At 59.7% G+C, this 17,532-nt stretch carries 16 protein-coding genes and 1 other RNA gene; 11 read left to right on the top strand and 6 right to left on the bottom strand.

The features are described from left to right. The first annotated feature begins 82 nt into the window (after nucleotides 1-82). Nucleotides 83-1,474 carry a dipeptidase gene (locus AC5I5B_RS11950; protein ID WP_080865688.1) on the top strand — a complete coding sequence of 464 codons (1,392 nt, stop codon included), beginning with the start codon at nucleotides 83-85 and terminating at the stop codon, nucleotides 1,472-1,474. Between the two features lie 400 nt (nucleotides 1,475-1,874). On the opposite strand, the gene AC5I5B_RS11945 is transcribed toward AC5I5B_RS11950, so the two are convergent. Next, nucleotides 1,875-2,084, bottom strand: coding sequence for a cold-shock protein (locus tag AC5I5B_RS11945; RefSeq protein WP_003492998.1), 210 nt, complete (start codon nucleotides 2,082-2,084; stop codon nucleotides 1,875-1,877). A 477-nt stretch (nucleotides 2,085-2,561) separates the two neighbouring features. On the opposite strand from AC5I5B_RS11945, the gene AC5I5B_RS11940 reads away from it, so the two are divergent. The 3 genes from AC5I5B_RS11940 (at nucleotide 2,562) to AC5I5B_RS11930 (ending at nucleotide 6,480) form a co-directional block, all read left to right on the top strand. Further along, nucleotides 2,562-3,020, top strand: coding sequence for a YbaK/EbsC family protein (locus AC5I5B_RS11940; protein ID WP_111794268.1), 459 nt, complete (start codon nucleotides 2,562-2,564; stop codon nucleotides 3,018-3,020). Nucleotides 3,021-3,166: 146 nt separating this feature from the next. Beyond that, nucleotides 3,167-5,461, top strand: a complete 2,295-nt coding sequence (locus tag AC5I5B_RS11935) for a transglycosylase domain-containing protein (protein ID WP_111833793.1) — start codon at nucleotides 3,167-3,169, stop codon at nucleotides 5,459-5,461. 290 nt (nucleotides 5,462-5,751) lie between these two features. Further along, a complete protein-coding gene (locus AC5I5B_RS11930) occupies nucleotides 5,752-6,480 on the top strand; it encodes a sugar transferase (protein WP_111833794.1) in 729 nt (242 codons plus the stop codon). A gap of 96 nt (nucleotides 6,481-6,576) precedes the next feature. On the opposite strand, the gene AC5I5B_RS11925 is transcribed toward AC5I5B_RS11930, so the two are convergent. Then, nucleotides 6,577-7,152 (bottom strand): c-type cytochrome, encoded by a 576-nt coding sequence (locus AC5I5B_RS11925; RefSeq protein WP_003507191.1) that lies wholly within the window; start codon nucleotides 7,150-7,152, stop codon nucleotides 6,577-6,579. Between the two features lie 149 nt (nucleotides 7,153-7,301). On the opposite strand from AC5I5B_RS11925, the gene AC5I5B_RS11920 reads away from it, so the two are divergent. Beyond that, on the top strand, nucleotides 7,302-8,057 hold the full coding sequence (locus AC5I5B_RS11920) for a 3-deoxy-manno-octulosonate cytidylyltransferase (RefSeq protein WP_003507189.1): 756 nt from the start codon (nucleotides 7,302-7,304) through the stop codon (nucleotides 8,055-8,057). Between the two features lie 11 nt (nucleotides 8,058-8,068). Next, on the top strand, nucleotides 8,069-8,932 hold the full coding sequence (locus tag AC5I5B_RS11915) for a prephenate dehydratase (protein ID WP_111833795.1): 864 nt from the start codon (nucleotides 8,069-8,071) through the stop codon (nucleotides 8,930-8,932). Nucleotides 8,933-8,947: 15 nt separating this feature from the next. Here AC5I5B_RS11915 and nudC read toward each other — a convergent pair whose 3' ends face one another. After that, nucleotides 8,948-9,910, bottom strand: coding sequence for an NAD(+) diphosphatase (nudC, locus tag AC5I5B_RS11910; RefSeq protein ID WP_003507186.1), 963 nt, complete (start codon nucleotides 9,908-9,910; stop codon nucleotides 8,948-8,950). Next, complete coding sequence (locus AC5I5B_RS11905; protein WP_035213077.1) at nucleotides 9,910-10,338, bottom strand: HIT domain-containing protein; 429 nt, start codon at nucleotides 10,336-10,338, stop codon at nucleotides 9,910-9,912. Before AC5I5B_RS11905 ends, nudC begins: the two co-directional genes overlap by 1 nt. Before the next feature lie 65 nt (nucleotides 10,339-10,403). Here AC5I5B_RS11905 and ffs point away from each other — a divergent pair. From ffs to AC5I5B_RS11890, 3 genes are all read left to right on the top strand, one after another. Next, nucleotides 10,404-10,500, top strand: an RNA gene (gene ffs, locus AC5I5B_RS11900) — signal recognition particle sRNA small type. Nucleotides 10,501-10,579: 79 nt separating this feature from the next. Further along, entirely contained in the window at nucleotides 10,580-12,457 is a 1,878-nt protein-coding gene (locus AC5I5B_RS11895) for a DNA polymerase III subunit gamma/tau (RefSeq protein ID WP_111794269.1), read from the top strand. 24 nt (nucleotides 12,458-12,481) lie between these two features. Beyond that, nucleotides 12,482-12,805 carry a YbaB/EbfC family nucleoid-associated protein gene (locus AC5I5B_RS11890; RefSeq protein WP_003507179.1) on the top strand — a complete coding sequence of 108 codons (324 nt, stop codon included), beginning with the start codon at nucleotides 12,482-12,484 and terminating at the stop codon, nucleotides 12,803-12,805. Between the two features lie 66 nt (nucleotides 12,806-12,871). Here the strand turns inward: AC5I5B_RS11890 and AC5I5B_RS11885 are convergent, their stop codons facing one another. Then, nucleotides 12,872-13,507, bottom strand: coding sequence for an MOSC domain-containing protein (locus AC5I5B_RS11885; RefSeq protein WP_162691552.1), 636 nt, complete (start codon nucleotides 13,505-13,507; stop codon nucleotides 12,872-12,874). Nucleotides 13,508-13,544: 37 nt separating this feature from the next. Here AC5I5B_RS11885 and recR point away from each other — a divergent pair, with 37 nt between their 5' ends. Beyond that, a complete protein-coding gene (recR, locus tag AC5I5B_RS11880) occupies nucleotides 13,545-14,150 on the top strand; it encodes a recombination mediator RecR (RefSeq protein WP_003507177.1) in 606 nt (201 codons plus the stop codon). 38 nt (nucleotides 14,151-14,188) lie between these two features. After that, the gene (locus AC5I5B_RS11875) at nucleotides 14,189-15,454 is read left to right on the top strand and encodes a lytic murein transglycosylase (protein WP_111833796.1); all 1,266 of its coding nucleotides are present in this window, start codon (nucleotides 14,189-14,191) and stop codon (nucleotides 15,452-15,454) included. A 165-nt stretch (nucleotides 15,455-15,619) separates the two neighbouring features. On the opposite strand, the gene AC5I5B_RS11870 is transcribed toward AC5I5B_RS11875, so the two are convergent. Beyond that, entirely contained in the window at nucleotides 15,620-17,248 is a 1,629-nt protein-coding gene (locus AC5I5B_RS11870; RefSeq protein ID WP_060722713.1) for an MFS transporter, read from the bottom strand. Between the last annotated feature and the right edge of the window lie 284 nt (nucleotides 17,249-17,532).

The raw sequence follows: 17,532 nt of genomic DNA, 5'->3' as shown, positions 1-17,532 counted from the left end.
CGGCCCCCTTGTTTCCCGCGATGCGCGATGCCCGGATGTTTCGTCTTATCGCCGGGTCACGACAGACATGACAGGATCAGCGATGACAGACGTTTCCCCCATTCTTTCCACCGCCGACGACAATCTCACCTCCAGCCTTGAGCGACTGTTCGAGCTCGTACGCATTCCGTCGATTTCGACGGACCCCGCCTACAAGGCGGAATGCCGCAAGGCGGCGGAGTGGCTGGTCAGGACGCTTTCAGCGCTCGGCTTTACGGCCTCCGTGCGCGATACGGCCGGCCACCCCATGGTGGTGGCGCATCATGATGCGGCCACCAAGGACGCGCCGCATGTGCTTTTTTACGGCCATTATGACGTACAGCCGGTTGATCCGCTCGAGCTCTGGGAAAACGATCCGTTCGAACCCGCCGTCAAGGATATCGGCGCCGGCCGCCAGGTGATCACGGGACGTGGTACGGCAGACGACAAGGGCCAGCTGATGACCTTCGTCGAAGCCTGCCGCGCCTATAAGGCAGTGAATGGCGGCCTGCCGGTGCGCGTCACCATTCTTTTTGAAGGCGAAGAGGAATCCGGCTCGCCGTCGCTGAAGCCTTTCCTCGAAGCCAATGCGGAAGAACTGAAGGCCGATTATGCGCTGGTCTGCGATACCGGCATGTGGGACCGGGATACGCCAGCCATTGCTGCGGCCCTTCGCGGCCTGGTCGGCGAAGAAGTCGTCATCACAGCAGCCGACCGCGATCTGCATTCCGGTCTGTTCGGTGGTGCTGCCGCAAACCCCATTCACATCCTCACCGATATTCTCGCCGGCCTGCATGACGAGACCGGCCGGGTAACTCTTTCAGGCTTTTATGACGGCGTGGAAGAAACGCCAGCCAACATCAAGGCCTCCTGGGAGACGCTGGGCCGCACGGCCGAAGCCTTTCTCGGCGAAGTAGGCCTTTCGGTTCCCTCGGGCGAAAAGGGTCGCTCCGTGCTTGAGCAGACCTGGGCGCGGCCGACGGCGGAAGTCAACGGCATTATCGGCGGCTATACCGGCGATGGTTTCAAGACCGTGATCGCCGCGAAAGCCTCCGCCAAGGTGTCTTTCCGTCTCGTCGGTGAGCAGGACCCTGCGGCCATTCGCGAAAGCTTCCGGGGCTATGTGCGCTCGAAAATACCCGCCGACTGCTCCGTGGAGTTCCACGAACATGGCGGTTCACCCGCCATCCAGCTGTCCTACGACTCGCCCGTACTGACCAAAGCCAAAAATGCGCTTTCGGAAGAGTGGCCAAAGCCCGCCGTCGTCATCGGCATGGGAGGCTCGATCCCGATCGTCGGCGATTTCCAGAAGATGCTGGGAATGGATTCGCTGCTTGTGGGCTTCGGACTTACCGATGACCGCATTCATTCGCCGAATGAAAAATACGACCTGCAGTCGTTCCACAAGGGCATCCGCTCCTGGGTCCGCATTCTCGACGCACTCGCGGCAAAATAATCCGGAAAAAGAGGAGGCGCCGAATATTCGGCACCTCCTCGGTACATAAACAAAAAGGCCGGGCAAGCCCGACCTTTCCATCCGTTTTTCGTCAATGCCAGTACATCCGTGGTCAAAGCGTTCAAACGGTCTGATGCTCCAGAGCGCGCCAAAGATATCGACGCTGCTTTCCGGCTCAGGATCGGCTGCTTTGGTTAATCTTTGGTTAACGCAACAGCAGCGGCACTTTTAAAAGCGCCATTCCCGGCAGTTCCGATCCGGAGCACTGTTGAACCCTATATTGGTATGTCGTCCGGCTTTTTCAAGAGTGGCCGGCCCAGTCCCTTCCTGCAAAAGAAAAAGGCCGGAAAAATCCGGCCTTTCCATTCATGCGAATGACCCTTTCGGGCCAAAGCGCTTATCAGGCAGCAACGAGGTTGCCTGCGGACATCTTGCCCGAGCGACGATCCTGCATCAGCTCGTAGGAGAGCTTCTGGCCGTCGTTGAGGGCGGTCAGACCAGCGCGCTCAACAGCGGAGATGTGAACGAATACGTCCTGCGAACCGTCGTCAGGCTGAATGAAGCCGTAGCCCTTGGTTGCGTTGAACCACTTTACTGTACCAGTCGCCATAACGATTTCCTTCCGTTGGCAATTGTATTTGCACTGCGAGCAGTGCGGACTTAGGTCGAATTTGAAGGAAAGATCGTCGTGTGCACCCAAAAAGGCGCCGAAGCTCTGGTCGTCAAACAAATATCGATGGCCGAACACCTAGGTTGGCAGGGGCGAAAAGTCAAGTTTCTTTGAAAAACGCGGCGATCTTTGTGAGCCGCCGGCCACCCAAATCCGTTGGAAACAGGGCCCTAAACAGCAAAAACCCGGCGCGGGAGGAGGTGCGCCGGGTTCTTGAAACTGACTGACAATTGGGAGGAGGAGTATTGTCAGTCCAATCGGGCGACGCTGGGAGGAGGAGTGCGTCGCTTCGATGGTTTGAAGATACAGGATATCAGCTTAAAAAACAGACGTTTCATCGCAGCGCAGCATTGCGCATGATGCATAGCTACTTCAGGGTGACTTGAAGCTTCTCCGCGTAACGCCTAATAAATACGCATGTCTATCGAATCCGTCAGAGCCTTCTTCACCGAAAAGTCGCCCGAAGTGACCGTGATTGAAACGGAAGCGAGTTCAGCGACGGTGGCGCTGGCCGCCGAAGCACACGGCGTCGACCCCGACCAGATTGCGAAAACGATCTGCCTGAAGGCGGGCGACACCATTCTTCTCGTCGTCGTCGCCGGCACGAAACGCCTCGACAACCGGAAATTCCGCGATCATTTCGGAGCAAAGCCGCGCATGCTTGGACCGGATGAGGTGGTTGCGGTGACCAGCCATCCCATCGGCGGGGTGTGCCCTTTCGGCCTGCCCTCTGCCCTCCCGGTGTTTTGCGACATATCGCTGAAAAACTATCATGAGGTGGTTCCCGCGGCCGGCGCCACCAATGCGGCAGTGAAGATTTCACCCGATGTGATGGCCGAACTGACGGACGCGGAGTGGGTCGACGTCTGCCAATGACGCTGATTTGATGCGGCCGGGACTTAACCCCGCCTTAAATTGCCGCATTTAAACTCTTCATCCTGGATTAAGGATCGCGCAGGCATAGAAGCCTGAAACCCGAATGGGATGCGCGCGGTTTCGCGAATAGGAGCGACTTCGGCTGGATGGCAGGCAAGGGTAAATCACGCGAACGGGTAGAACCTTCCTTCGGGGATTTCCATGAGTCCGGTGACGACCTGCGCCTTGACGCCAGCGAGCGCATCAGCGGAACCACAAAGCAGCAGGCCAGGAAACCGAAGCCGGCATCCGGCCGCACCAAATCCAGCAAAAAAGAAAAGCGCACCCGCAGTTCCGGCCGTGGCGCGACGGGCTTCCTCCGCTCCCTCGTTTATTGGTGTATCGTACTCGGCATCTGGGGCGGCATCGGCGTTGCCGGTCTTGTCCTTTATTATGGTGCGCGCATGCCGAGCGCCAGCAGCTGGTCCATTCCCGAACGCCCGCCGAATGTGAAGATCGTTTCGGTGAATGGCAGCGTGCTTGCCAATCGCGGCACCACCGGCGGCGAGGCGCTCGCGCTGGAGGACATGTCACCCTATATTCCGCAGGCCGTGATGGCGATCGAGGACCGGCGGTTCTATTCGCATTTCGGCGTCGATCCGCTGGGTCTTGGACGCGCTATCGTAACGAATGTCCTGACGGGGCGAACGGTGCAGGGCGGCTCGACGCTGACACAGCAGCTGGCAAAAAACCTGTTCCTCTCGCCGGATCGCACGCTGGAGCGCAAGGTTCAGGAAGTGCTGCTGTCTTTCTGGCTGGAGCATGAATTCACCAAGGACCAGATTCTCGCGATGTATCTCAATCGCGTCTATTTCGGCTCCAATGCCTATGGCGTCGAGGCGGCCTCGCGGCGCTACTTCAACAAATCCGCGCGCGACGTCAATCTGGGCGAAGCGGCAATGCTGGCCGGGCTTCTTAAAGCGCCCTCGCGCCTTTCGCCGGCGCGCGATCCGCAGGCGGCGGAAGAGCGGGCGCAGGTCGTGCTGCAATCCATGCGCGATGTCGGCTTCATCACGGACGACGAAATCAAGACCGCCATGTCGCAGCCGCCAACCAAGGCGAAACGTTTCTGGTCCGGCGCCGAACATTACGCCGCCGACATGGTGCTGGAGGAGGTGCGCAACCTGGTTGGCGAGGTGAAGCAGGATATCGTCGTCGACACGACGATCGATCCCAATCTCGAGCGCGATGCCGAAAAGGCGCTGACCCACGTGCTGCATGGCGACGGCAAGAAACAGGGCGCCTCGCAAGCGGCCCTTGTTTCCATTGATGGCACGGGTGCAATCCGGGCCGTGGTAGGCGGGGCTGATTATGCCGAAAGCCAGTTCAACCGCGCCGCCAAGGCAAAACGGCAACCCGGCTCCGCATTCAAGCCCTTCGTTTACGTCGCCGCGCTCGAATCCGGGCTTACCCCCTATACCATCCGTAATGACGCGCCTGTTCGTATCGGCAACTGGACCCCGGAAAATTACGAGAAGAAATATCGAGGCGAAGTGACACTCGCCACCGCGCTCGCCAATTCGCTGAACACCATTGCCGCGCAGCTGGTGATGGAAGTGGGGCCTGATCGTGTGACCCAGGTGGCACATCGCATGGGCATCGAATCCGAGCTGCAGAACAATGCCTCCATCGCGCTCGGCACCTCGGAAGTGTCGCTGATGGAGCTGACGGCCTCCTACGCCCCCTTCATGAATGGCGGCTACAAGGCGACGCCGCATATCGTCAAACGCATCACCGACGCCGACGGCAAAGTGCTTTACGAAAACAAATATGACAATCCGCCTCGCGTTCTGAGCGAAGAGATCGCCGCGACCATGAACAGCATGCTGTCGCGCGTTATCACCGAAGGCACCGGCAAGGCGGCGAAGCTGCAGGGCTGGCAGGCGGCTGGAAAATCCGGCACGACGCAGTCCTTCCGCGATGCACTTTTTGTCGGCTACACAAGCAACCTGACCACCGGCGTATGGTTCGGCAATGACGACGGCACATCAATGAAAAAGGTCACCGGCGGCGGGCTTCCGGCAAAGGCGTGGAAAGATTTCATGACCGCCGCCCATTCGGGGCTTTCACCCTCGCCGCTCTTCGGGCTTGGCGCAGGCGGCGTGCCGCCGCTTGGGGAAATGCAGCAGCCGGCACCGGAAAACCCGCCCTCCTCCATCGGCGATATCATTTCCAATGCGCTCGGGGGCGGGACGCCGGATACGCGCGCCTATCCCCAAGCCCCCATTGCGCCGAACCCGAATCAGCCGGATGTGCCGATGCCGCCGGCAAATATCCCTTCCCGCGATATCGAGCCCGGCTATTCAGCCGGCAACGGGCCTGTACCACCCGCCGATATCGGCGGTCAGGCGCCATCCGGACCAAAGCAGACGACCCTGCTCGATATTCTGATGGGAAACTGACGGCATAGCGTGGCCGGCAGGCGCTGATCTCACGGGCGGTGACGATGACGTCATTGTCGCGCTAAATTCCCGATTTAGCAGGATTTGGCTCCATGGAGACTGGTCGTCTCGGCAGCTACGAGCGGAGAGGATGCTCGCCCTGCAACATCCGCGTGCAGTCGCATTAACCGTAGATTGCCATTTGCTCCAGAGCGGTTACATTTCGGATGACTTTTTACGGTAAATGAATTATTAATCGTTCATATAAATTAATTTTCTTCTATCAAAATAACTTTTCAGGGCTTTATATTATGCTGGGTACTAAAGGCTCATCGCATGCCGTTTTTTACGGTGCCTCCTATTCCGCAGCCACAACTTTCGAATCGCCGGAAACGCAACCTTCCTCTTCGGAAAAAACCGTCTCCGCATTTTTGCGCGGCCAGTTCGCGCTCAAAAGAACGATGGATATTGCAGGGGCGTCCATCGCCCTTGTCGCGCTCGCGCCGGTGTTGCTCACCGTAGCGGCTCTGGTCAAACTCGATAGCAAAGGGCCGGTCCTGTTTTCGCAGGTCCGCTGGGGTATGAACGGGCGGAAAATCCGTGTCTATAAATTCCGCTCCATGAGAACCGACCTTTGCGATGCCACCGGTGTGGCGCAAACGGTGAAGAACGATCCCAGAATAACCCGGATCGGCGCGATTCTTCGCCGCACGAATATCGACGAACTGCCGCAGCTTCTGAATGTGCTGAAAGGCGATATGTCGCTGGTCGGGCCCCGCTGCCACGCCATCGGCATGCTGGCGGCCGGCCGTCTTTATGAGGAACTGGTGCCGCACTACCATATGCGGCACCGGGTGCGGCCGGGCATTACCGGCCTCGCACAGATGCGGGGATTACGCGGCCCGACGGATCGCAGCGACAAGGCGCGCGCCCGAATCGTCTCCGATCTTTATTACGTCGAAAATTTTTCGATCTGGCTTGATATCAGGATCATGGTCGGAACGGTGATTTCCGAATTGCGCGGCGGCAAGGGTTTCTGATTTTTCAGACGCCATTCCCGCAGCTGCAGTCCATCCGTTATAAAAACAAAAGCCCGGCAGCGATGCCGGGCTTTTATCATGAAATCATCATGACAATCAGTTTGTCGGCGCGGGAGCCGCTGCCGGATCCGGAAGCGGTGCCGGGTTTGCCGAAAGCGTGCGCAGATAAGCGATGAGATCGGCGCGTTCCGTCTCCTTCTTCACACCCGCAAAACCCATGGCCGTGCCGGGAACGTGTTTCTTGGGGGATTCGAGGAAGTAGCTGAGATGATCGTAGTCCCAATGCACGGAACCGCCCTTGGAGAAATCCTTCATCCCGGCGGAATAGCTGAAACCTTCATGGCTGGCGATCGGCCGGTTGACGATATCGAAGAGATTGGGGCCGACCTTGTTTGCACCACCACTCTCTCCGGTATGACAGCTCGTACACTTCTTGAAGACTGTTTCGCCCTTGGCGGCATCGGCGCTGGCAAGCAATTGCGCGATCGGCGTCGCCGCGGCAGCGGCTTCACCGCCACCCGCTTCGCCGCCGCTCTCTGCCGCAGCAATGGCGAAACCTTCCTTTTCGGGCGCAGGCGCATGGAAAATGCCCTCAGACGCAATCGACACCGACATCAGGACGAAAACCGTGCCAAGCAACGCCCCAACGCCCATATTTACATAAGAATTCATCTATATGCGCTCCCTCGCATCCGCTTGATATAACGGGCATCTTGAAATTGCTCGAAAGCTATGGCTTTTGCACAGCCTGCGCAACTTGAATAATGCTCCCCACACCGTGACGTTTTGACACTTTTCGGGCGGGATTTGAAGGGTGTCGGATGAAGAATCGGGAATTCGAGAAAGCTGTCGTCCTCATACCGGCGCGGATGGCATCCACACGCCTGCCAGGCAAGCCGCTCGCCGACATAGGCGGCAAGCCGATGATCGTGCAGGTTGCGCTGCGGGCACGCGAGGCCGGTGCGGAACGAATCGTTGTTGCCGTTGATGACGAACAGGTGTTTTCGGCCGTGCAAAATGCCGGTTTCGACGTGATGATGACCCGCGACGACCACCAGTCCGGCTCGGACCGCATTTTCGAAGCGCTGCAAAAGGCCGACCCCTATGGAAAGGCGGAATATGTCATCAATGTTCAGGGCGACCTGCCGACCATTGAGGCGGAAACGATCCGCGCTTCGCTGCGCCCACTGGAAAATACAGAGGTCGATATTGCGACACTGACGGTCGAAATCACCGACGAGGAAGAAAAAACCAATCCTAACGTGGTGAAAGTGGTGGGCAGCCCGCTTTCCGAGACGCGATTGCGCGCGCTTTATTTTACCCGCACCACCGCACCCTATGGCGATGGCCCGCTTTATCATCACATCGGGCTTTATACCTATCGCCGCTCTGCGCTCGAGACATTCGTGAGCCTGCCGCCCTCGCCGCTTGAAAAACGCGAACGGCTGGAACAGCTGCGCGCACTGGAAGCGGGGATGCGCATCGACGCTGAAATCGTCCGTTCCGTGCCGCTCGGCGTCGACACGCCGCACGATCTGGAAAAAGCCCGCAAAATTCTCGCAAGCAGAACCCTCTAACGGACAGTCCCATGACCTTGAGCACAAATCGTATTGCCTTCCAGGGCGAATTCGGCGCGAATTCCGACATGGCCTGCCGCGACATGTTCCCGGATATGGAGCCTTTGCCCTGCCCGACCTTCGAGGATGCCTTCAACGCCATTGAAAACGGCGAAGCTGATCTCGGCATGATCCCGATTGAAAATACACTGGCCGGCCGCGTTGCGGATATTCATCACCTGCTGCCGGAATCGCGCCTGCACATCATCGGCGAATACTTCATGCCGATCCGCTTCCAGCTGATGGTGATGCCCGGCGTGAAGAAGGATGAGATTCGCACCGTCCACAGCCACATCCACGCGCTTGGCCAATGCCGCAAGATCATCCGTTCCAACGGCTGGAAGCCCGTCATCGCCGGCGATACGGCAGGCTCCGCAAGGCTCGTGTCCGAACAGGGCGACCGCAGCATGGCGGCCCTTGCGCCACGTCTTGCCGCCAGCCTCTACGGTCTCGATATTCTCGCTGAAAATGTCGAGGATTCGGACAACAACGTCACGCGCTTCGTGGTGCTTTCCCGCGATGAAAACTGGGCCAAGCGCCAGTCGAGTGACGAAATCGTCGTCACGACCTTCGTTTTCAACGTTCGCAATATTCCGGCAGCACTTTACAAGGCCATGGGCGGCTTTGCGACGAACGGCATCAACATGACGAAGCTCGAAAGCTACCAGCTCGGCGGCAAATTCGTGGCGACGCAGTTTTATGCCGATATTGAAGGCCACCCCGATGACGAGCCGGTGCGGCATGCGCTGGACGAGTTGCGTTTCTTCTCGGAAAAAGTCCGCATTCTCGGCGTCTACAACGGTCACGCGATGCGCGGCAAGCTCAACCAAAGCTGAGCCTGCCGCAGCCCATTATTTTAGCCATTCCACCCAGTCGCGCATCAGCCGATGCGCGATGGCTCCCATTGGCGGCGCGGAAAAACCTTCACCCGTCGGGGCCTCCAGCATCTTTGCTACCTCTTCCCGCGTGAACCAACGGCAATCCTCAAGCTCGATCTCGTCACGCGCGATCTCAAAAGAGAGCGCCTCGGCATAACAGCCTATCATCAGCGTATGCGGCATCGGCCAGGGCTGGGAGGCGTGATACCGCACACGACCGATTTCAACGCCGGATTCCTCATGCGTTTCGCGGCGGACGGCCTGTTCGATGGTTTCGCCCGGCTCCACGAAGCCGGCAAGGCAGGAATACATGCCCGGCGCAAAATGCGCACCGCGGCCAAGCAGGCAGAGATCACGCTCGATATCGATGGTCATCATGATGACAACGGGATCGGTGCGCGGAAAAATAGTGTGGCTGCAGGCGCCGCAGATGCGCTTGTAGCCGCCGATTCGCAGCTCCATGGTTCCGCCGCACTTACCGCAAAAGCGATTGTCACCATTCCAGTGCGTCAGGCTGACTGCCTGCGCAACCTCGCTCAGCAGTTCCTCGTCGAGAAGATGATCGCGATAAAGCGTGCGGGCATCGGCCAGCTTGTAATGGCTCGCCAGCTGATCCTCGGCCACGGCGACCGGCACCGCAATTCTCGGCTCGCCGGTTTCGCGGTATCCGAGCAGCACGGCATTGTCGAAATCCGGCTGCAATTCGGCCAGCTCATAGGCGGAAAACAGGGGATCGATGACCTGCTCATCATGTTTCAGGACCAGCCGGTTGCCCGAGAAGGCAAAAATATGGGTGCCATCGACTTTCAGTGCATCGGCAACACACTCCTCCGTCCGCTTTTCGGCGAAACGGTCGAGGGCATTTTTGGAAAAGGCCGTCAGCAGGCTTGCTTCAGGATGGGGGGCAGTGGTTTCAAAAATTTTCATGGAAATCATCAGAGCGCGCCGGAGATTTTTTTCATCAAAGTTTCCTTTTCGCCCGCAGCATAGGGCACCGCCGTTCCGTAACCCCAGATGGGGCCGGGCCAGCAGGTGTCGCCTTCATTGCGGGCGATAATATGGACATGCAATTGCCGGACGATATTGCCCAAAGCACCGACATTTATCTTGGTGGCCCCCGTGATCTCCTTCAAGGCGGACGCGACGAGATTGGTCTCGAATGTCAGCACGGCCTGATCAAGCGGGGTGAGATCGAACAATTCGCTGACGCCGTCTCGCTGCGGCACCAGCACCAGCCAAGGCCAGCGACTGTCGTTTTGCAAACGCAGTTCACATAGCCCCAAACGCGTCACAAGCACACTGTCGCGCGCCAGCCTGTCGTCCAGCCGGAATGTCTCCAAGGTGTCCTCCATGTTTGTTTTCATCGTGATAGCAGTTTTTTGAAGGCTTGGCTTGCATTTGCTGTCGATATTGCCGATATGTGGCCCCGGGAGGTTGGTGGTGGACGAGCCACTCGCCAACCGGGTCAGGTCCGGAAGGAAGCAGCCCTAACGAGCCCGGCACGGGTCGCCGTGCCAGCCTCCCACCTTTTTAAAAGACGTGCTCAGCTTTCGCCGGGCCAGTTCAGCGCCCCAAGACAAACTGGCAAAACAAACTGGCGAGGCAATGAGCGATACCGTACCCACCACAACAAGCGAATCCCAGGTCGGGACCGGCTACCGGGTACTGGCACGCAAATATCGCCCGAAAGATTTTTCCGATCTGATGGTCGGCCAGGAGCCGATGGTCCGCACGCTGACCAACGCGTTTGAGACCGGCCGCATTGCCCAGGCCTATATGCTGACCGGCGTTCGCGGCGTGGGCAAAACGACCACGGCACGCATTCTCGCCCGCGCGCTGAATTACAAGACCGACACCATCGACAAGCCGACCATCGACCTTCGGATCCCCGGCGAACATTGCCAGGCGATCATGGAAGGCCGGCATGTCGACGTGATCGAGATGGACGCCGCCTCCCATACCGGCATCGACGATATTCGCGAGATCATCGAACAGGTGCGCTATCGCCCGGTCTCGGCGCGCTACAAGGTCTATATCATCGACGAAGTGCACATGCTGTCGACGCAGGCGTTTAACGGTCTTCTGAAGACGCTGGAGGAGCCGCCGGAACATGTGAAATTCATCTTCGCGACCACCGAAATCCGCAAGGTTCCAATTACCGTTCTGTCGCGCTGCCAACGCTTCGACCTGCGCCGCATCAGCGCCGCTGATCTCGTCGGCCTGTTCACCGCCATTGCGGGCAAGGAAGGTTTCGAGGCCGATCCGCAGGCGCTGTCGATGATCGCCCGCGCGGCAGAGGGTTCCGCCCGTGACGGCCTTTCCCTGCTCGACCAGGCGATCGCCCATGGCGGCGGCCGGGTGGAGGCCGAAGCGGTGCGCGGCATGCTCGGCCTTGCCGACCGTGCGCGCATCGTCGATCTCTTCCAGCACGTCGTCAAAGGCGACGTCGCGGCCGCCCTTTCGGAATTCAACGGGCAATATGAGGCGGGCGCGAACCCTGTCGTCGTATTGAACGACCTTGCCGATTTCACCCATCTCGTCACCCGCATGAAATATGTGCCTGATGCGGCGGAAGACCCCTCGCTTTCGGAAATAGAACGCGTGCGTGGTGCGGAATTTGCCGAGACGATTGCGGTAACCGCACTGTCGCGCATTTGGCAGATGCTGCTGAAGGGCATTCCGGAAACGGAAAACGCCTCGCGGCCTGCCGGTGCTGCCGAAATGGTTCTGATCCGGCTTTCGCACGCCGCCAATCTGCCCGCACCTGAAGATGCCGCGCGGCGCCTGCTCGAGCTTTCGAGCGGCGACGGCGGCGGTTACGCCAATGGCGGACCTTCGGGCGGCGGCAACGGCGGCGGTGCGCGCGCCTATTCGTCAGGACAGACCGTGGCCGCGGGAAGACCTGTCGATCTTCCCGCCCAGCGCCAGACGACGCCGCAGACCTCCGCCGTGCTGCGCGCCGTTCCAGACAGCCGCCCGCAGGAGATGCAGGTCGTAGCACCCAAAACCGAGGAGCGGCCGGAGCCGAAGGTTCCCGTCAATTCGGTGCAGGATATTGCTGATCTCTGCCAGAAGAACCGCGATCCCGTCATGCGGGCAAAGGTGCGCAACTTTGTGCGGCTGGTGCGGCTGGAGCCCGGCCGGCTTGATATGCGCCTCGGCGAAGGTGCGCCCGGCTCTCTGCCCGGTGAGCTTGGCGTCAAGCTCAAGGAATGGACCGGTATCCACTGGATCATCAGCCTCAGCAAGGAGCAGGGGGAGCCGACCCTTGTCGAAGCCGAAGGCAATGCCCGGGATGCCCGCCTTGTCGATGCGCGTCAGGATCCTGACGTTGCCGCCATTCTGGCGCAGTTTCCCGGCGCAAAAATCACCGACGTGCGCATCCGTGCCGCCGCACAGGATGAGGCGGAGGATATCGCGCCGCCATCGGTTGCCGAATCGAGCGAAGGCGACATCCTTCCCGGCGACGACATCGAGTTTTAAACAAAAAGAACAGGAGATTGGCACATGCGTGACATCATGGGCATGATGGGCAAGGTCAAGGAAATGCAGTCCAAGATGGAGAAGGTGCAGGAAGAAATCGCCGCCCTTGAAGTCGAAGGCAGGGCCGGCGGCGGTCTGGTGACCGTCATTCTCAACGGCAAGGGCGAAATGCGCGGCCTGAAAATCGATCCTTCGCTGTTCAAGGAAGACGAGGTGGAAATCCTCGAGGACCTGATCGTGGCTGCCCATAAGGACGCCAAGGAAAAAGGCGAAGCGCAGGCACAGGAAAAGATGGCCGGCCTGACCGCGGGTCTGCCGCTGCCTCCCGGCATGAAATTCCCGTTCTGATATAATCAACCCGAAGAGGATGGCGACACGCATGGCGTGGTCGCCGTCCCTGTCTCGAGGCGAGATTCAGGCTTCCAGCATCGCACGGAACCGGCTTGCAAGCGGTGTTTCGAGATAGGTCCTGCGTTCGGCTGCGTCGAGCTGCATGGGGCGGAAGCGCTGCAGAATAGTTGGTATCGGCAGCTTCGTTCCCTGATAGGCTGCAAAGGCGATATCCTCCCCGGCAGCGAGCATTCCGCCCTTCAACACCCGGCAATAAAAACCCGGATGGCCTGCCTGCCGGAAGCGCGGTGCGAAATCGGGATCGCCGATCCGGGCCGACAGCGTGGCGCAGGGAATGCGGGCAGCGGTCACCTCCAGCAAGACTTCGCTTGCCGAGAACCTGTCACCCACATGGAGTTTCGCGCTGTCGACACCATCAAGCACGAGGTTCTCGCCGAAAAATCCGGGTTCGACCACGAAACCCAGAGCGCGGGACCAGAAGTCGAGATCAACGGAGCCCATCACGTAAATTGCCTGATCCGGCCCGCCGTGATGTTTGCGATTGCAGACGGCATCGCTGACGATACCTTCGGCATCCACCATGACCGGCCCGTTCACGGGATGCTTGAAGATGCCCGTCTTCGTCGTCTTTCCCGGCAGGCTTTTTGCCTCGCCCCGGCATACCGCCTGTATTTTCATGGCCTGCCCTTCGTGCTTCATGATTCCCGTTTCCCGTTTTATGCAGTAGAAAGCGCTCATGGCAAAACGAGTCACCGGTCCCGAAATTGAAAAACTCATCCAGCTTCTGGCAAAAGTGCCGGGGCTTGGGCCCCGCTCGGCGCGGCGGGCAGCGTTGCATCTCATTAAGAAGAAGGAGCAACTTCTCGGACCGCTAGGCCATGCCATGGGCGAGGCCTATGACAAGGTGAAGATCTGCTCCTGCTGCGGCAATGTCGATACCATCGATCCCTGCACCGTCTGCGCTGACGACCGGCGTGACCAGTCGGTCATCATCGTGGTGGAAGACGTGTCGGATCTCTGGGCGCTGGAGCGGACGGGCGCGATGAACACCGCCTACCACGTTCTCGGCGGCACGCTTTCGCCACTCGATGGCGTCGGGCCGGAGGACCTGAATATCAAGGGCCTGATCGACCGTGTCAGCGCGGGCGGCATTCGCGAGCTTATCATCGCCGTCAATGCGACGGTGGAGGGACAGGCAACCGCCCATTACATCACCGACCGCCTCTCCGGTCTCGACATCAAGATCACCCGGCTTGCGCATGGCGTGCCGGTGGGCGGTGAGCTCGATTATCTCGACGAGGGCACATTGACGGCGGCGCTTCGGGCGCGCACGACGATCTGAAGTCCCCCTCCCTCCCCGTCATTCAAAGAGGAGACCCAATGCGAAACCATTTTGCCCCGAAGGCACTGGCTGCACTTCTTTCCGTTTTTTCAGCAACGACAGCTCTAGCGCAGTCGGCACCGACAGGAGCAGCGGCAGCCCGATATGACGCTGAATTTAATGTCTGGCTGAAAAAGGAAATCTGGCCGGAGGCCCGCAAGGCCGGCATTTCGCAAAAGACGCTTGAAGCCACGCTCAATGGTCTCTCCATCAGCTGGAACCTGCCCGATCTCGTCATTCCCGGCCAGAAGCCGCCAAAGGAGCAGAGCCAGAGCCAGGCGGAATTTTCCTCACCCGGCGCCTATTTCTCCGAAAAGCGGCTGCAGGGGCTGGCCAGCACCGGCCGTTCGCTTGCAGCCACCCATGCGGCGACGCTGCGCAGAATCGAGGCGAAATACGGTGTGCCGGGTGATATCGTCGTTGCGATCTGGGGTCGCGAATCCGGGTTCGGCCGAGCAAAACTGCCGCATTCCGTGGTCGATGTACTCGCCACAAAAGCCTATATGTCGACCCGCAAGGAGATGTTCCGCGCCGAGCTGATCGATGCGCTGAAGATCGTCGAAAGCGGCGATATCGCGGCTTCGCGCATGATGGGTTCCTGGGCCGGCGCCCTCGGCCAGCCGCAATTCATGCCGTCGAGCTATCTCAAATATGCCGTGGATTTCGATGGCGACGGCCACCGCGATATCTGGAACTCAGTGCCGGATGCGCTGGCATCCATAGCAAACTATCTTTCCCAGCGCGGCTGGCAGCGCAATCGTGACTGGGGTTTTGAAGTCTCTATCCCCGCCAATGTCTCCTGCGCGCAGGAGGGCCCTGATCTTGCCCGGCCGGTGGCCGACTGGGCGAATATGGGCATTACCCGCATTTCCGGAAAAGCCTTTCCAGCCAACGACCTATCAGCCGACGGCATGATGCTGGTGCCGGCCGGGCGGCACGGGCCGGAATTCGTGGTGACGCCGAATTTTTACGTCATCAAGGAATATAACAATTCCGATCTCTACGCGCTCTTCATCGGCAATCTCGCCGACCGCATCACCCATGGCGCAGGACCGTTCAAGGGTGAATGGGGCAATGTCGGGTCGATGCTGCGCTCCGACGTTCTCGCCATGCAAAAGGCGCTGGTCACCAAGGGTTATGATGTCGGCAAGGCCGATGGGCTGGCGGGCTTCAAGACGCGCCGCTCGCTCGGCGACTGGCAGGCGAAAAACGGCTTGGCCCCCACCTGCTTTCCCGATTCGACGTTGAAGGCGAAGCTGAAATAGCAGGTTGCTGGCGAAGCACAAACCTCTCTTCCGTCATGCTCGGGCCTTTCCCGAGCATCTGCAACCGATTGATTTAACGACAGGTGATTGGATCCTCGGGACAGGCCCGAGGATGACGGCGCGTGTGGGGTAAAAGCCGCCGCCACTCTCCCAGCGCATCGTCTTTCAGTGCTGATCGGTATGCGGCTTGTGAAAGATATCGTCGGTCGGCGGGATGGTCTGCCGCTCGATCATCCGGTGTACCCGCGGCCGCGTCTTGCCCCGGTGAAGCTCAAGCAGCCGGTCCCAGGCTTCCGCATCCGCCTGGGTGCGGCGGTGGTTGTGGCGGACATATTCCACCCATGTCGGCACATGGTAGCTTTCCGTCCAGATGTCGGGGTTTTCGAGATCGCGCATCAGGTTCCAGTTGCGCGCGCCGTCGCGCAGGCGGATACGGCGGCGCTCGGCCATCAGCGGCAGGAATTCGCCGAGGTCCTCGTCATGGATTTCATAGTCGATGAGAATGGCGATGGGGCCGCTGCGCGGCTTGATGTCCAGTCTCAGCGGCGGTTCGACGAAACGGTTGAGCGGATCGAGATTGAGCGAGGCGAAGGCCGGCATTGCGAGCTTGAGGCCGACGACGACGCCGAGCAGCATCAGCACGCAGGAACAGAGAAGCGAATAGGAAATGCCGTAGTCTTCCGCCAACTCACCCCACAGCCAGCTGCCGACCGCAATGCCGCCGAAGGTCAGCGTCTGGTAAAGCGACAGTGCCCGACCCACCACCCAGCGCGGCGTGGAAAGCTGGACGATGGTGTTGAAGAGCGACAGCGCCAGAACCCAGCAGGCGCCGGCAACCGTCAGGACAAGCGAGGTGATGATCGCGCTCGTGCTCACCGCCGTCACGCCAGAGCTGAAAGCGAAGCCTAAAAAGGCGACGCGCACGATCCATTCGCTGGACAGGACCTCACGCAGTCTCGCACTGACCAGCGCGCCGGCTATCGCGCCGACACCGAATGCGCCGAGCATGACGCCGTAGGTCAGCGGACCGCCCTCGACCAGATCGCGGGCGACGATGGGCATCAGCGCCAGGATGGCGCTGGCGGAAAGGCCGAAAAGGAAACCGCGCACCAACACCTTGCCGATATTGGGCGACATCGCCACATAACGCATGCCGGCCGAAATGGCGGCCAGAAGCTGCTCGCGCGGCAATGTCGAGGCATATTTGGGCGGCTGCCAGCGAAACAGGGCGTAGATCAGGGTGAAATAGCTCAGCGCATTCACGAAAAACGCCGCGGCAGCACCGGCGGCGGCGACGATGATACCACCGATGGCCGGGCCGACGCTGCGGGTGATGTTGAAGCCGACGCTGTTCAGCGTCACGGCGGCGGGCAAGTCCTCGCGCGGCACCATTTCGCCGACCGATGCCTGCCAGGACGGATTGTTGAGCGCCGTGCCGCAGCCGATCATGAAGGTGAAGAAGAGCAGAAGCCAGGGCGTGAGCCAGCCGGACCAGGCAAAAACCGTGAGCAGCACAGAGGCCGTCAGCATCAGCAGCTGCGCCGAAATCATGATGCGGCGGCGGTCGAAACTATCGGCCAACGCGCCTGAAATCAGTGAGAACAGCATGATCGGCAAAGAGGTGGAGGCCTGCACCAGAGCGATCATGTTTTCCGAACTTGAGAGCGACGTCATCATCCATGCGGCGCCCACCGCCTGGATCAGTCCGCCGAAATTCGAGGCAAGGCTCGCGACCCAGATTCGTCTGTAAGTCAAATGCCTTAAAGGCGCGAGTGGCGATTTACGGTCAGGCACGCTCTGTCCACTTGATGCAACTGCGATTTGTCAAACGGCAACTATAGACAGTGCCGGTAATCATGCCAGCCTTTCCGACAAGGTAAGGGTGAAAATGTGGCGAAGGCGGCGACCGAAGCGGAGGAGCCCGCTAAAACCTTGCAATCCTGCCCCGATGGGTCTATATGACCCCTGAAATTCTTGATCGCTTGATGAAGAGTGGGGCCGCAAGGCTCCGCTCTTTTTCGTTAGGCGAACCGGAAACCACGGGCAGAAAGCCCGGTGAAAATCAAAGACCGGAAGGC

Source organism: Agrobacterium sp., assembly GCF_059499945.1.
The sequence above is the reverse complement of the archived record's forward strand: the minus strand, read 5'-3'. Positions and strand labels throughout refer to the sequence as shown.